The following is a 14,977-nucleotide window of genomic DNA, read 5'->3' on the forward strand; positions in this document are numbered from 1 at the left end:
TTGTCTACACAACTCAATAATCCGCTTCACGGAATAAAACTAGAGCAAATCATTACAGATTTACAGGCTCATTACGGTTGGGAATACATGGGGTACGAGATTAAGATCCGTTGCTTTACAGATAATCCTTCTATAAAATCTAGCTTAAAATTTTTACGACGTACGCCTTGGGCTAGAACTAAGGTTGAACAGATGTATTTAAGTTATTTAAAGAAAAATAAAAAAGATTAGTTTTCCTCTTCTTCAAACGGAATTACTACAGCATCAAATTCTGCATCTTTAAATTCGTCTCTACTCATCCAATATTCAGATGTAGTTAGAATGTATGAGTTTTCTCCTGTAGCCGTTAAATCCCAAATAATAGATTCAGATTCATCAAAAGCTTCTTCACCTGCAAGTTGACTAGAGAATAACCTTTTGATAACATTGTTATTGGCTAGTGTTTTTTCAAATGATTTTAAAATAACTTCCTTGGTGATGTCTTCGTTTGGAGTAATTTCAAATTCTATTACTGTAGCTTTTGTATTTGGAAATGTTCCATTGTAAGCTTTGTGTAATAACTGATTAATGTTATAAAGTTGGTGATGTAGTGAAATATCGGGATACTCTTCAGATATCTTATCGAGTAACATTTCGTGAGAAAGCTGATCGATTTGATTCTCATTCAGTTGTTCAGATAGCTTATATTCTAAAACAATTGCAGCAGCTTCATTGGGTTCAAAATCAGATATAGCCATCGCTAAGAATTCTAATAATTCTTGTTCTGTAGCATTTGATATGTCTTCTAATCCAAATTTTTCTAATAAAGTACGATAGTCTTCAGTACTCCAAGCATTTTTTAATTTTTCTACTGTTTTTACGCTATTAATAATTATATGGTATTTCATAATTTACCTAATTTTTTACCTTTTTTCTTATCTATATAATGCCGTAGCACTCCACCTTTAACATTGTTCACATCAAATTCAACAATGAAAGCTTTATCATCTATTTCTTCAATTATTCGGTGCATTTTTTTAATATCAATTCTATTGATAATAGTGTGGATGATATCAAAATCTTGCTGAGATCCATTACTCCCAAATCCTTTAGAGCCCTTATAGGTTGTTAAGCCTACACCAAGTTCTATCATAATGGCATGTTTTATTTTTGCATAGTCGTTAGAGACGATGGTAACCCCAATAAAGTCTTCAAATCCTTCAATAGTTAAATCTGTCACTTTTGCGGTTACAATGTAAGTAAGGATAGAGTAGAGGGCTGTTTCTACAGAAACAACTAAAGCTGTGATACTAAACAAAACAATATTGAACATTAGGATGACTCTACCGATACTTAATCCAAATTTATCATTGAGATAGATTCCTAAAATTTCAGATCCATCTAAAACGGCTCCGTTTCTGATGGCAATTCCTATTCCTCCTCCTAGGCACAATCCACCAAAGATGGAAATAAGTAATTTATCATCTGTGATAGTGTCATAATCTCCAAAATGAATTAATAGAGCAAAGCTTAAAATACTAAGTATTGATTTAATGACAATGCGTTTAGAAACGGTATAATATCCTAGAATTAAAAATGGTAAACTGAAAATGACTAACAGCATTGATATATCTACACCAATAAGTCTGTTGACTAATAGTGCTATCCCGGTAACTCCTCCATCCATAAAACCATTAGGTAATAAAAAAGCTTTTAAGCCAACGCTAGCTAATACAATACCAAGCGCAATTTGACCATATTCTGAGAAAAAATTATAAGTTTTGGAGTGTTTCAAGTTTTTGTTTTTTATTGGAGTAAAAGTTACAAAAACGATTTAAAATAGAATTGTTTTATCTCTAGTTTTTAGAGGATTAAACGTGTTTTTTAATTCCTAATTTATTTAATTTTTTTAATGATTAATAAGGGGTTTTTAGCAGCTTATTGAGAAATTAAAAAAATAGATGGTGTAAATTGTATTATAAGAATTGCACGAGTATGTAAGCTAAATTATTTTATTTGTCTTAAGCCTTCATAGACAACAATACCAACAGAATTAGCTAAATTTAAGCTTCGAATTGACTCACTATAAAGAGGTATTTTAAAAAGTTGAGATTTATATTGCTCAATAAGTGGTTTAGGTAAGCCAACAGATTCTTTTCCGAATACCAAGAACATATCATCTTTAAATTCAATATCCCAATGATCTTTTGTGCCATGACTGGATAAGAAAACCATTTTAGCAGTGTTATTTTTAGCGAAGAACTCTTCGATATTATCGTAATAGATGACTTCTAAATGTTGCCAATAATCAAGGCCTGCACGTTTTAGACGTTTATCGTCAATTTCGAATCCAAAAGGTTTTACTAAATGTAGAACAGAACCACTAGCGAGTGCCAAACGGCCTATGTTACCTGTATTGTTTGGGATTTCAGGCTCTATTAAAACAATATTTAATGACATAATTTTAGTTGCTTTTAGGTAATCTTTTATTTTGACGAATTGTCAACTTTAGAATCTTTTGTAGTGATTTTTAAAATGACAAATCGGATCAATAATATAAATGGGAATCCATGAAATAGGACATCAAAATAATCTTTAGGAGTCATGCCATTTGCTCCACCTGCAATCCAGCGTATTTTACCAAGCAGATGAGGTTCTGGGAAAAATGGTACTAGTCCTAATGTAAGGCAAAGTAAAATTATTAATCGCCAATCGTTGAGTATTTTCATTGTATAAAAAAAGTCTATTCAAAGATAAGAATAGACTTGATGATTTTTATGTTTTGACAACTACTTTTTTGTTTGTTGCTCTTTTATTGTATTGGGGTTAATATCAAAAGAATTGGTTTTCTGATTGATATTTCCTGTCAGATTTGTAGGATTTGTTTGTTTCGTTTTTCTTCTAAACTTTTTTTCGTCTTTTATAATTCCCATAATTTGTTTTTTTGGTTCACATCAATATAACAAATTAGAGTTGTTTTCTCTCACAAGGCTTTCATAAAACCTAGGGCGAAAACGTTAAAGTGTTTTAAGATTTAGTTTTAATTGAAGATACAAAAGCATCAAAATTAGTCGCTCCGTTTTTAGTTAAGTGTTTTATAAAAGCACTTCCTATAATAGCACCTTTTGCATGTTCTGTAGCTTGTGTAAAAGTTTCATTGTCCGAGATACCAAAACCAACAATTTGAGGATTTTTTAATTTTAGATCTGCAATACGTTTAAAGTAATCTGTTTGCGTATTACCAAAACCAGAATTGCCTCCTGTTACGCTAGCAGAACTTACCATGTAAATAAAACCATTAGAAACCGAATCTATAAAGCGAATACGTTCATCTGATGTTTGAGGTGTAATTAAAAGCACATTAACTAAACCATGTTTTTCAAAAACAGATTTATACTCTTCATTATAAACATCAACAGGTAAATCTGGAATAATAAGTCCATCGATTCCTATCTCTTCACATTTTTCACAAAAGGCTTCAATACCATATTGTAACATAGGGTTAAAGTATCCCATGATGATTAGAGGGATAGAAACTGTTTTACGAATATCTTTTAACTGTTCAAATAACAATGCTGTTGTCATTCCGTTATTTAAAGCTTTTGTAGAACTAGCTTGGATTGTTGGTCCATCAGCTAATGGATCGCTGAAAGGCAATCCTATTTCTAACATATCTATGCCACTTTTTTCAAGATTTTCTATAATTGTAACCGTGTCATTAATATTTGGGTAACCAGCAGTAAAATATATAGATAATAATTTGTGGTCTTCTTTTAATTTTTGATCTATTCTATTCAAAATTTGAGTTTTTGTTATTCGGTTTCTTGGTTTTGTAACCTTAAGAAACAATTAGAGTCCATAAACTCTATTAAGATGAGTTTACTTTTGTGTGTTGTAAAAATAAAATTTAAAATCTATTTTTTGTTCATGGTTTTACTGAAAAATTTTCAATTATCATTTCACAGCAATATAGATTTCAGTAATCCATTTAGCAGGGTTTGGTTGATTTTTAGGATCTGTTAAATAAGTTTCAATCATTGGTCCATTTTCAATCATTTCTAGATTGTTAAAAGCAATGTAATCCATAGTCTTATCCCAAGCTTCTTTTAAATTTATATAATCCCCATTTAAAACTGTTTTTACGGTTCTAAAAGATTCTAATTGTCCTGTTAATATATGAGGTTCATCAGAAATAATACGAGAATTAGTAGGTATTGCCGCAGAAAAAATAACAGCATCATTTTCTTCATCCCATTTATGATATAAAACAAATGGTTTTCCTGCCATAGTGATATTATGTGTTATAGCATAAGAACCAACTTGCCCTAAAGAAGTTTTCATATTCTCTTTAAAATCATTGAATTTACAAGAAGCCGTGTTGTATAAGTAATAACCACCACTATGCTGAGTTACTCCTTCAATATTAATACTATAAACTTTCATTTCGGCTTGTACAATACTATCTAGTTTTTCTAAACCTCTTTCGTAATCTGGGCCTATTTGTTTTTCCATTCCTCCAGAAAAAGCGGCATACATTTTAAAAGCAAAGGGTAAATTTTTACCAGTAATAGACCAAGTGACATCGGTAGATCCATCATTGTTAGATTCAAATGTCCAATCAACTTCTGATTTTGGGAAATCTCCAAATTGCACTTCTTGCGTTATAGAAGTTTTAGGAATAGTAGCTGTTGTCGTCATATTTCCAAGTTCTCCATTGTCATTCCAGCTGTAAGAACCACCAATACCTTCTGTTTTATCACTTAATGTAATCTTTATCTCTGGTTTTGCTTCTGTCCACGGGCTCCAAGACTCCCAGTTTTTAAAATCAATCACGTTATCATAGACTACAGATTGAGGTGCTTTTATCGTCCTTGTACGTGTTACTTCAAAAGAATTTGGTTGTACTGCAATATATATTGAAAGGCCAATAACTAGGATTAACACTAGCAATAAGATGTTTTTTAAAGCTTTCATTTTTAGGGGGAATATTTAGTGGTTTTTCAAAGATAGTCATTTTATGATATGTGATATAAGTATTACATTTGTGAATAACAAAAAAATAATCAAATGAATTTAAAATCATTATTTAAAATTTGTCTTTTTGCCTTGTTAATTGTGGCATGTAAGAACGATGTAAAAGAAGAATCAACAGAGGTCGTTAAAGACGTTGAAACTGTTGAAGCGGATTTGGATGTCAATGTAGAGGAATTTGCAGATATTAAAATTTTAAGATATCAGATTCCAGGATGGGAAAATTTAAGCTTGAAAGAGCAAAAATTAGTGTATTATTTAACACAAGCAGGTCTTGCAGGTCGTGATATTATTTGGGATCAGAATTACAGATATAATCTTAAAATTAGACATGCGCTAGAAAACGTATATACTACGTTTGATGGTGATAAAACAACAGAAAATTGGTCTAATTTTGAAAGTTATTTAAAACGTGTTTGGTTTAGTAACGGAATACATCACCATTATTCTAACGCTAAATTAAAGCCGGATTTTGATAAAGATTATTTAAATGAATTATTAACAGCAACCAATACTACTTTAGAAGGTGAAGCATTTGACGTGTTATTTAATGATAAGGATGCTAAGAAAGTAAACCAGGCTAAAGGTGTAGATAATGTATTAGAATCTGCAGTTAATTTTTACGGACCAGATGTAACAAACGAAGATGTTGCAACTTTTTACAAAACTAAAGTGTCTCCAGATCCAAAGAAGCCATTATCTTATGGTTTAAATTCTCAATTAGTTAAAGAAGACGGAGTTTTAGTAGAACGTGTTTATAAATCAGGTGGTTTGTACGGATCTGCTATAGATGAAATTGTAAAGTGGTTAGAAAAAGCCCAAGGTGTTGCAGAAAATGAAGCGCAAGGAAACGCTTTAGGATTATTAATTAAGTATTACAAAACAGGAGATTTACAAACTTGGGATGATTATAATGTAGCTTGGACAGCGGCAACGGATGGAAATGTAGATTATATCAATAGTTTTATTGAAGTGTATAACGATCCATTAGGTTACAGAGGATCTTACGAAACAGTAGTTCAGATTAATGATTTTGATATGTCTAAGAAAATGGCTGTTGTTTCTGGAAACGCACAGTGGTTTGAAGATAATTCGCCTTTAATGGATGAGCATAAAAAGAAAAATGTAGTCGGTGTAACTTACAAAGTTGTAAACGTTGCTGGTGAAGCAGGTGATTCTTCTCCAAGCACACCAATTGGCGTTAATTTACCAAATGCTAACTGGATTAGAGCTGCAGTAGGAAGTAAATCGGTGTCTTTAGGAAACATTATCAATGCATACAATAATGCAGGAGGTACTGGTCGTTTAGAAGAATTTGCGAATGATGAAGAGGAAATTCTTTTAGAAGAAGAATACGGACAATTAGCAGACAAATTACACACCGCATTACACGAAGTAATTGGGCATGCATCAGGGCAATTAAATCCTGGAGTAGGTGAAACTAAAGAAACGCTTAAAAATTATGCTTCGACTTTAGAAGAAGGACGTGCAGATTTAGTTGGTTTATATTATTTATACGATTCTAAATTACAAGAATTAGGTTTAGTTGAAGATTGGGAAAAAGTAGGAAAAGCGGCTTATGATGGTTACATCAGAAATGGTTTAATGACGCAATTGATTCGTTTAAATCTTGGTGATGATGTTGAGGAAGCTCACATGAGAAATAGACAATGGGTATCGGCTTGGGTTTTTGAAAAAGGAAAAGCAGATAACGTCATTGAAAAAATTACAAGAGACGGAAAAACGTATTATAACATTAATGATTATAAAAAGTTACATGAGCTTTTTGGTCAATTATTAAGAGAAACACAACGTATTAAATCTGAAGGTGATTTTGCAGCTGTTGAAGCTTTAGTAGAAGGTTATGGTGTAAAAGTAGATCAAGCTTTACATGCTGAGGTTTTAGAACGTAATAAACAATTTCCTTCACCACCTTATAGTGGTTTTGTAAACCCTGTTTTAGTTCCTGATACAAATGATGCTGGTGAAATTACTGCAATTAAAGTAACACAGCCAAAAACATTTACAGAACAAATGTTAAACTACAGTAAGGCTTATAATAACCTTCCTGATGTAAATTAATTTATAAAAATTTTAATTTTAAAAAGCACTTACAGAAATGTAGGTGCTTTTTTGTGTTTAAATTATAATTGTTTAAGTCCTACTTAGAATAGGGATTGGTTATTCTAGCCAAAAAAAGTATGAAACTAAATTTATTGCCTTCTTTTATATAAAGTTTCGTTAATTTTTTTTCTTCATAATCCTAGTGTTTACAAGCGATTAATGGATTTGTAGTCCTGATTTTTTTTTGGTAGATAAAATCGCCATTTTGTTCTATGAAGTATTCCTGTTTATCTATTACAATTGTTTTCGTGTCTTGTTTTAAACACTTTTGTATTCTACAAGAATGGATTTTAAGCATTCTTTTTTAAAACCTTAATTAGAGAATATGAAAAAAGTATTAATTCTTATGTTAGTAATAGGTGCTAGCATGGCGTATGCTCAAGAAGCAGATGGTATTTATGTAAAATCAGAGTTTTTGCCAAGTTCTGATGTTAGTAGTGTAACTAAATTAGAAGCAGGTTTAAATTACCCTATAATTAATACTGAAAAGAATAAATTAAGTATTGGAGGTAAAGTTCAAAGTGTAAATTTTGATTTTATTGATGAAGATGTTCCTTTTGAAACTGGTGAAATAGACAATTTTAAATCTTTTAGTTTGAAACTTAATTACCAACATAGTTTAAGCGATAGTTGGGCTTTTAATTTAATGGGAGAATCTCAGGTCTCTTCAAATTTTAGTGAAAACGAAATAAAGTCTGAAGATTTATTTTTTAATGGGCTGATTACTTTTGAAAAATATAGTGAAGCAAATAATTCTATTTGGACATTTGGAGCTGTTTATGATATAAAGTATGGTTTAAATTATCCGATACCTGTAATTTCATATACCAAAAGAATAGATGAGAATTGGGCTTATAAAATAGGTGTACCAGATTCTCGTGTTAAATGGTCTTTTGCAGAAAAACATGAAGTTGAAGGTTTTGCTACTTTGTCTGGTTTCACAGGTAATTTGAATGATGTTTTAGAAGTATACAAAGATGATTATACCGGTATGTTAACACAGACAAGTGCAATATTGGGTTTAGGCTACAAATTAGAACTATGGAAAAACTTTGATGTTGCTTTAGACGGAGGGTATACCGTTTACAACAGTTTACAATTTACAGATTATAATAATGATGAGGTTTATGATTTTGATATACCAAACAGCTTTTATATAAATGTCGGTTTAAAATATTCTTTTGAGAGTAAGTTGAAAACTAAGAAGTTATATTAATTTTATTTTTCGAAGCTATCAGTTATAAAGTTTAAATAGCTTAATTTATGTAGTATGTAAGTTTGTTAAAAAAAGTTAATTATGTGTTTTATAAAAATTTTAAACAACACTCTTTTGGTATTATTAATCTAATACTATAGTTTTGAGTCCTGAAATGAAAAACACTTTCCGTAGATATCTATCTTTAATTGTTGTTTTACTACTAAGTATATTTGGACATTTACAAGCCAATGAGGTTAATAGTAGTCAAGCTTACAATTCTGCAATACACCATTTAAGTGTATCGATAAATTCTGCGGTTAAATTAGGTAAAGCTCTTAATAAAACAACTTTTATTAGTCATCATAAAAATAATGATGATAGAAGATATGTTGAGATTATTGAAAGTAATAATGCCGAAGATGAAGAAGCTTCAGTAAAGAAATTGTATTATAAAGATATTCTAGAAATAGCTTTTATTAATGCATTAGTCTTTGAGCATTCTTCTAATCATCTAGAAAGAAATATATATCGCCCTCAAAGTGATATCCATGAAGCTAATCTTAGGCTTCATATACAATTCCAAGTTTTTATAATTTGATAATATAATACAGACACCACTTCAAAATGTCTGTTACTAATTTTTAGTTTTTAGAGTTTAGACCAGAACTCTAGAAGAGCATTTCCTATGGGCTTTGTTCATTAATTATATCATTTTATAAAATATTTAAACACGTGAATATCATAAAAAAAACAACCGTTTTTACAGGGCTAGTTATGCTTTTAGGTCTAGCAAGTTGTAAAGAACACAAAGAAGAAAAACACGAAGAAGTAACGTTTTTAGTTACTAATCCGATAAAAAAAGACACAACGATTACAAAGGATTATGTGAGTCAAATTCATTCTATAAAGCATATTGAATTAAGAGCTTTAGAGAAAGGATACCTAAAGAATATCTACGTAGATGAGGGACAACACGTAAAAAAAGGACAACAGATGTTTCAGATTATGCCAAACATCTATCAAGCAGAATTACAAAGTGCTCAAGCAGAATCTAGAGTTGCAAAAATCGAACTAGAAAACACACAATTATTAGCAGACGGTAATGTTGTTTCTCCAAACGAATTAGCAATGGCAACAGCAACATTAGACAAAGCCAATGCCGAAGTTTATTTAGCGCAAACCCATTTAGGTTTTACTAGTATCAAAGCTCCTTTTGATGGTATTATGGATCATTTAGAAGCTAGAGAAGGAAGTCTTTTAGACGAAGGAGAATTACTTACCACTTTATCTGACAACAGTAAAATGTGGGTTTACTTTAATGTTCCTGAAGCTGAATATTTAGATTACATTACAAGTGAAGCCAAAAAGAACAACAAAGATGTTGAGCTTTTAATGGCGAATAACAAGCGTTTTAATCAAAAAGGAATTGTTGAAACTATTGAAGGAGAATTTGATAGTGAAACTGGTAATATTGCTTTTAGAGCAACGTTTCCAAATCCTGATGGAATTTTAAGAAATGGAGAAACAGGAAGTATCTTAATGACTGTTCCTTTCAAAGACGTAATCCTAGTACCACAGAAAGCTACTTTTGAAATCTTAGATAAAACATATGTTTTTGTAATTGATAAAGATCATGTTGTTCATCAAAGAGAGATTACAATTGGAGCAGAATTACCACATTTATTTATTGTAGATAAAGGTTTAACTGAAAACGATACCATCTTATTAGAAGGTATTAAAATGGTAAGAGATCAAGAAGAAATTCATACAAAAACTGTAGATCCTGTTACTGTACTATCTAACCTAGCGCTTTACGCAGAGTAAATCTAACTATATCTATAAAAATTATGTTTAAAAGATTTATAAAAAGACCCGTTTTGGCTATTGTCATTTCGGTGATCATTATATTTATAGGTGGCCTTGCTATAAAGCAATTACCTATATCTCAATTCCCACAAATTGCACCTACAACGGTCAATATTTTTATTGCTTATCCAGGTTCTAGTGCTGATGTATTAGTAAATTCAACATTAATCCCATTAGAAACAGCAATTAATGGTGTACAAGATATGCGTTACATTGCTTCAGATGCTACAAGTGCAGGTGAAGGAACGGTACGTGTTATTTTTGAACCCGGTACAGATCCTAATGAAGCCGTAGTAAGGGTGAAAACGAGAGTCGATCAGGTGATGCCGTTATTACCAGAACTGGTACAACGTGAAGGTGTTATTATTACTCCTGTTCAGCCAAGTATGTTAATGTACGTTAACCTATCGAGTGAAAATAAAGACAATGACGAAAAGTTTCTTTATAACTATGCTTACACTAAAATTATTCCAGAAATACAGCGTATCAATGGTATTGCAAGTGCTCAGATTTTAGGAAGTAGAAAATATGCAATGCGAGTATGGTTAAAACCAGATCGTATGCGTGCTTATAATATTTCTGCAGAAGAAGTATTAGAAGCCATGGAAGACCAAAGTATTTTGGCGAGACCTGGTCGTTTAGGTCGTAGTTCTGGGAAAACTGCTCAATCTTTAGAGTATGTATTAACGTATCAAAACAGATATAACGAACCAGAGCAATACGAAGAGATTATTATTAAAGCCAATAAAGAAGGCCAGGTTGTAACCCTTGCAGATATTGCAGATGTTAAATTAGGAAGTGAATTTTTTGATATTTACTCTAACCTAGATGGAAATCCTTCAGCTTCTATTGTTTTAAAACAAACCTTTGGTAGTAATGGTAGTGATGTTATTGATGCTGTAAAAGAAAAACTAGACGAATTAGAAGTTGATTTACCACCAGGAATTGATTTCCAAATTAGTTATGATGTTTCTAATTTTTTAGATGCTTCAATCGATCAAGTTATAGATACTTTAAGAGATGCATTTATTCTTGTAGCTATTGTGGTGTTCTTATTTTTAGGAGATTGGCGTTCAACTTTAATTCCTATTATTGCTGTTCCTGTTTCCTTAATTGGGGCCTTTTTTGTGATGCAGATGTTTGGGTTATCCATTAACCTTATTACACTTTTCGCCTTAGTATTAGCCATTGGTATTGTGGTTGATAATGCTATTGTGGTGGTAGAAGCCGTCCACGTAAAAATGCACGAAGAAAATCTTACACCATACAAAGCATCTTCTGAAGTTTTAGGTGAAATTGGTGGAGCTATTGTGGCCATTACTTTGGTTATGGTTTCTGTATTTATTCCTATCTCGTTTATGACAGGTCCTGTTGGGGTTTTCTACCGACAATTTTCCATTACCATGGCGGGTTCTATTGTAATTTCTGCCATTGTTGCATTGACGTTAACACCTGTGCTTTGTGCGATGTTATTAAAAAATAATCATGGTAAAAAACGCACATCTCCATTAGATAAATTTATTGATTGGTTTAACGGAGGTTTCGATAAACTAACAGGTGGTTACGTTACGATTTTAAATAAAATAGTAGCTAGACGCTTCATTACTTTTGGAATATTATTAGCATTCTGTGCGGGTATTTTCTTTACAAATGAAGTATTACCAGCAGGATTTATTCCTAACGAAGATCAAGGAATGATTTATGCAATTATTCAAACACCACCAGGTGCAACTTTAGAGCGTACTAATGAAGTGGCTAAGAAACTTCAAAAAATATGTGAAGATACTGAAGGTGTTCAATCTGTTTCTTCTTTAGCGGGTTATGAGATTATGACAGAAGGACGTGGGTCTAATGCAGGTACATGTTTAATTAACTTGAAGTCTTGGTCTGATCGTGAGCATTCTGTTCATGAAATCATGGAAGAGCTTGAAGAAAAAACTAAAGATTTAGGAGCCATTATAGAATATTTTGAACCACCTGCAGTTCCGGGATTCGGATCTTCAGGAGGTTTTGCAATGCGTTTATTAGATAAGACAAATTCAACAGATTATCATCATTTTGAAAGCGTGAATAATGAATTCATGGAAGCTTTATCTGAACGTGAAGAACTTTCAGGTTTATTTACATTTTTCTCTGCGAATTATCCGCAATACGAATTGAAAATAAACAATAAAATTGCTATGCAGAAAGGGGTTACTATTGGTGCAGCCATGGAAAACCTTAATATTTTAATTGGTAGTACGTACGAGCAAGGGTTTATTCGTTTTGGTCGTTTCTTTAAAGTGTACACGCAAGCTGCACCAGAATATAGACGCTTACCTACGGATCTTGAGAAGTTATTTGTAAAAAATGAAGAAGGTGAAATGGTGCCTTATTCTGCTTTTATGAGTATTGAAAAGAAATTAGGGCCTAACGAAATTACACGTTATAACCTTTACAATTCAGCTTCAATTAGAGGGTTGCCTGCACCAGGATTTACGAGTGATGATGCTATTAAAGCCATTAAAGAAGTTGCTGCAACACAATTACCAAAAGGTTATGATATTGCTTGGGAAGGTTTAAGTTTTGATGAAGCCCAAAGGGGTAACGAATCTATTTACATCTTTTTAGTGGTGCTCATTTTTGTATATTTTGTACTAGCCGCTCAATACGAAAGTTTCTTATTGCCTTTAGCTGTTATTTTATCCTTACCAATTGGGGTTTTTGGATCGTTTATTATGTTAAAAGGTATGGGATTAGCTAACGATGTTTATGCACAGATTGGTGTAATAATGTTAGTTGGTTTACTCGGTAAAAATGCTGTATTAATTATAGAGTTTGCTGTACAAAAACAAAGGCAAGGAGCTACAATTTTAGAAGCTGCTATTGAAGGTTCTAAAGCCCGATTTAGACCTATTTTAATGACGTCATTCGCCTTTATAGCCGGATTAATTCCTTTAATCATAGCTTCAGGAGCTGGTGCTATTGCAAACCGAACTATTGGTAGTTCTGCTTTAGGAGGTATGCTAATAGGAACTTTATTTGGGGTTTTAATTATTCCTGGTTTGTATTACATTTTTGCTAAAATGGCAGAAGGTAAAACCTTGATTAAAGATGAAGCTAGTGAGCCTATTTCTGAAGAAATGATGCATGCAAGTGAAGCTGTTAATCAAAGTGAAGTTAATGCTGAAAACATTAGTAAACTCACAAAACTTTTCAAAAAATTTGGTAAAAATAAAGACGATGAATAATATAATAAAGATAAGAAAATCACAATTATTTGGTGTTCTCGCCTTGTTGTTACTTTTTTCTTGTGTGCCAACACAAAAAGCGATAAGAGAAGAAAATAAGGCAATGCCAGAGCAGTATAAAAATGAAACATCAAATTCCTCTAATGTCGCTACTGTACAATGGAAAACGTTTTTCTCTGATCCAAAATTGATAGCTTTAATTGATACGGCTTTGGCCAATAACCAAGAGCTTAACATTATGCTACAGAAAATTTCGATGGCTAATAATGAGGTTAAGGTGAGAAAAGGAGAATACTTACCTTTTGTAAATGTGTATGCTGGTGCTGAAGTTGAAAAAGTAGGAGAATATACTCGAGATGGTGCTGTAGAGCATAATTTAGATATTCGTGATGGCGAAGAGTTTCCTGAGCCTTTAACTGATTTTTCTGTAGGCTTAAATGTGTCTTGGGAATTAGATGTTTGGAAAAAACTGCGTAACGGTAAAAAAGCAGCGGTTTTAGAATATCTAAGCACTATCGAGGGTAAGAATTTCATGGTGACCAACATCGTTTCGGAAATTGCAAATTCGTATTACGAGCTTTTAGCTTTAGATAATCAGTTAAACATTATAGAGCAGAATTTAGAGATTCAGAAAAATGCTTTAAAAATGGTAAGATTACAAAAGCAAGCAGCAAGAGCTACACAGTTAGCTGTAAGACGTTTTGAAGCTGAGGTTTATAAAAACCAAAGTAATAAGTTTGAAATCCGTCAAAGCATCGTAGAAACTGAGAATAAAATCAATTTTCTTTTAGGTCGTTATCCTCAGACCATAGATAGAGATTCTGATGATTTTATAGGACGTCCTATTGATGCTATTCAAGCCGGTATTCCGTCACAGCTTTTGGCTAATAGACCGGATATTAAACAAGCAGAATATGAATTAGCAGCTTCAAAGTTAAATGTTAAAATAGCCAAAGCTAATTTTTATCCTTCTATTGGTATACAAGCAGGTGTTGGATTACAGGCTTTTAAAACAAAATATTTAACAAGTACACCAGAATCCCTTTTGTACTCTTTAGTTGGCGATGTTGTAAGTCCATTAATTAATAGAAATGCTATAAAAGCAGAGTATAGTAATGCAAACAGTAGACAATTACAAGCCGTTTTTGAATATGAAAAATCTATTTTAAATGGTTATATGGAAGTAGCCAATGAGCTTTCTAATATTAATAATTTAAAAGAAAATTATGATTTAAAAGCCAAACAAGTAGATGCCATGACAGAAGCTATTGACTTGTCAATACAACTTTTTAAATCTGCAAGAGCAGAATACACAGAAGTTTTAATGACACAAAGAGAAGCTTTAGATTCTAAAATTGAAATTATTGAAACCAAAAGAGATCAATTTTTGGCCAACGTAAAAATTTACCAAGCCTTAGGTGGTGGATGGAATTAGTTAATTAGTTAAAGAGTACCCCTAGTTTTGAAAGCCATTTTGCAGTATTGCAGAATGGCTTTTTTTATTAGAACAGAATCCTAATTATACAAATGCATCTTCTCTAAAAATAAT

General features: G+C 31.9%; 14 protein-coding genes. 7 read left to right on the top strand and 7 right to left on the bottom strand.

All coding sequences use genetic code 11. The annotated features are described in order from the left end of the window. On the top strand, positions 1-231 hold the full coding sequence (locus tag HSX10_RS09410) for a VF530 family protein (RefSeq protein ID WP_173587961.1): 231 nt from the start codon (positions 1-3) through the stop codon (positions 229-231). Here the strand turns inward: HSX10_RS09410 and HSX10_RS09415 are convergent. The 7 genes from HSX10_RS09415 to HSX10_RS09445 form a co-directional block, all read right to left on the bottom strand. Continuing rightward, complete coding sequence (locus HSX10_RS09415) at positions 228-887, bottom strand: hypothetical protein (RefSeq protein ID WP_173587962.1); 660 nt, start codon at positions 885-887, stop codon at positions 228-230. The two genes, HSX10_RS09410 and HSX10_RS09415, sit on opposite strands and share 4 nt — an antisense overlap. Next, the gene (locus HSX10_RS09420; RefSeq protein WP_254453221.1) at positions 884-1,774 is read right to left on the bottom strand and encodes a YitT family protein; all 891 of its coding nucleotides are present in this window, start codon (positions 1,772-1,774) and stop codon (positions 884-886) included. The genes HSX10_RS09415 and HSX10_RS09420 overlap by 4 nt, the downstream gene beginning before the upstream one ends. Positions 1,775-1,986: 212 nt before the next feature. Next, positions 1,987-2,439, bottom strand: coding sequence for a tRNA (cytidine(34)-2'-O)-methyltransferase (locus tag HSX10_RS09425; protein ID WP_173587963.1), 453 nt, complete (start codon positions 2,437-2,439; stop codon positions 1,987-1,989). A gap of 26 nt (positions 2,440-2,465) precedes the next feature. Then, a complete protein-coding gene (locus HSX10_RS09430) occupies positions 2,466-2,708 on the bottom strand; it encodes a hypothetical protein (RefSeq protein ID WP_173587964.1) in 243 nt (80 codons plus the stop codon). Positions 2,709-2,768: 60 nt separating this feature from the next. Continuing rightward, positions 2,769-2,912, bottom strand: a complete 144-nt coding sequence (locus tag HSX10_RS09435) for a hypothetical protein (RefSeq protein ID WP_173587965.1) — start codon at positions 2,910-2,912, stop codon at positions 2,769-2,771. Positions 2,913-3,006: 94 nt separating this feature from the next. Then, positions 3,007-3,777 (bottom strand): tryptophan synthase subunit alpha, encoded by a 771-nt coding sequence (trpA, locus tag HSX10_RS09440; protein ID WP_173587966.1) that lies wholly within the window; start codon positions 3,775-3,777, stop codon positions 3,007-3,009. Between the two features lie 156 nt (positions 3,778-3,933). Then, positions 3,934-4,953, bottom strand: a complete 1,020-nt coding sequence (locus HSX10_RS09445; RefSeq protein ID WP_173587967.1) for an SRPBCC family protein — start codon at positions 4,951-4,953, stop codon at positions 3,934-3,936. A 93-nt stretch (positions 4,954-5,046) separates the two neighbouring features. Here HSX10_RS09445 and HSX10_RS09450 point away from each other — a divergent pair, with 93 nt between their 5' ends. The 6 genes from HSX10_RS09450 to HSX10_RS09475 all read left to right on the top strand — a co-directional run bounded on the left by HSX10_RS09450 (position 5,047) and on the right by HSX10_RS09475 (position 14,863). Beyond that, positions 5,047-7,092 carry a dipeptidyl-peptidase 3 family protein gene (locus HSX10_RS09450; protein WP_173587968.1) on the top strand — a complete coding sequence of 682 codons (2,046 nt, stop codon included), beginning with the start codon at positions 5,047-5,049 and terminating at the stop codon, positions 7,090-7,092. 367 nt (positions 7,093-7,459) lie between these two features. Further along, positions 7,460-8,350, top strand: a complete 891-nt coding sequence (locus HSX10_RS09455) for a DUF6268 family outer membrane beta-barrel protein (protein WP_173587969.1) — start codon at positions 7,460-7,462, stop codon at positions 8,348-8,350. A 154-nt stretch (positions 8,351-8,504) separates the two neighbouring features. Next, positions 8,505-8,930, top strand: coding sequence for a hypothetical protein (locus HSX10_RS09460; RefSeq protein ID WP_173587970.1), 426 nt, complete (start codon positions 8,505-8,507; stop codon positions 8,928-8,930). Between the two features lie 143 nt (positions 8,931-9,073). After that, positions 9,074-10,156 carry an efflux RND transporter periplasmic adaptor subunit gene (locus HSX10_RS09465; RefSeq protein WP_367651263.1) on the top strand — a complete coding sequence of 361 codons (1,083 nt, stop codon included), beginning with the start codon at positions 9,074-9,076 and terminating at the stop codon, positions 10,154-10,156. A gap of 23 nt (positions 10,157-10,179) precedes the next feature. Then, positions 10,180-13,428, top strand: coding sequence for an efflux RND transporter permease subunit (locus HSX10_RS09470; protein ID WP_173587971.1), 3,249 nt, complete (start codon positions 10,180-10,182; stop codon positions 13,426-13,428). Beyond that, entirely contained in the window at positions 13,421-14,863 is a 1,443-nt protein-coding gene (locus tag HSX10_RS09475) for a TolC family protein (protein ID WP_173587972.1), read from the top strand. Before HSX10_RS09470 ends, HSX10_RS09475 begins: the two co-directional genes overlap by 8 nt. The last annotated feature ends 114 nt before the right edge of the window (positions 14,864-14,977 follow it).

Source organism: Winogradskyella undariae (assembly GCF_013285155.1).
Taxonomy (GTDB): Bacteria; Bacteroidota; Bacteroidia; order Flavobacteriales; family Flavobacteriaceae; genus Winogradskyella; species Winogradskyella undariae.

Bases quoted from the DNA above. Each gene is read 5' to 3' on its own strand.
- HSX10_RS09470 (WP_173587971.1), top strand. From the start codon at position 10,180: ATGTTTAAAAGATTTATAAAAAGACCCGTTTTGGCTATTGTCATTTCG.
- HSX10_RS09445 (WP_173587967.1), bottom strand. From the start codon at position 4,953: ATGAAAGCTTTAAAAAACATCTTATTGCTAGTGTTAATCCTAGTTATT.
- HSX10_RS09430 (WP_173587964.1), bottom strand. From the start codon at position 2,708: ATGAAAATACTCAACGATTGGCGATTAATAATTTTACTTTGCCTTACA.
- HSX10_RS09455 (WP_173587969.1), top strand. From the start codon at position 7,460: ATGAAAAAAGTATTAATTCTTATGTTAGTAATAGGTGCTAGCATGGCG.
- HSX10_RS09475 (WP_173587972.1), top strand. From the start codon at position 13,421: ATGAATAATATAATAAAGATAAGAAAATCACAATTATTTGGTGTTCTC.
- HSX10_RS09450 (WP_173587968.1), top strand. From the start codon at position 5,047: ATGAATTTAAAATCATTATTTAAAATTTGTCTTTTTGCCTTGTTAATT.
- HSX10_RS09435 (WP_173587965.1), bottom strand. From the start codon at position 2,912: ATGGGAATTATAAAAGACGAAAAAAAGTTTAGAAGAAAAACGAAACAA.
- HSX10_RS09425 (WP_173587963.1), bottom strand. From the start codon at position 2,439: ATGTCATTAAATATTGTTTTAATAGAGCCTGAAATCCCAAACAATACA.
- HSX10_RS09460 (WP_173587970.1), top strand. From the start codon at position 8,505: ATGAAAAACACTTTCCGTAGATATCTATCTTTAATTGTTGTTTTACTA.
- HSX10_RS09415 (WP_173587962.1), bottom strand. From the start codon at position 887: ATGAAATACCATATAATTATTAATAGCGTAAAAACAGTAGAAAAATTA.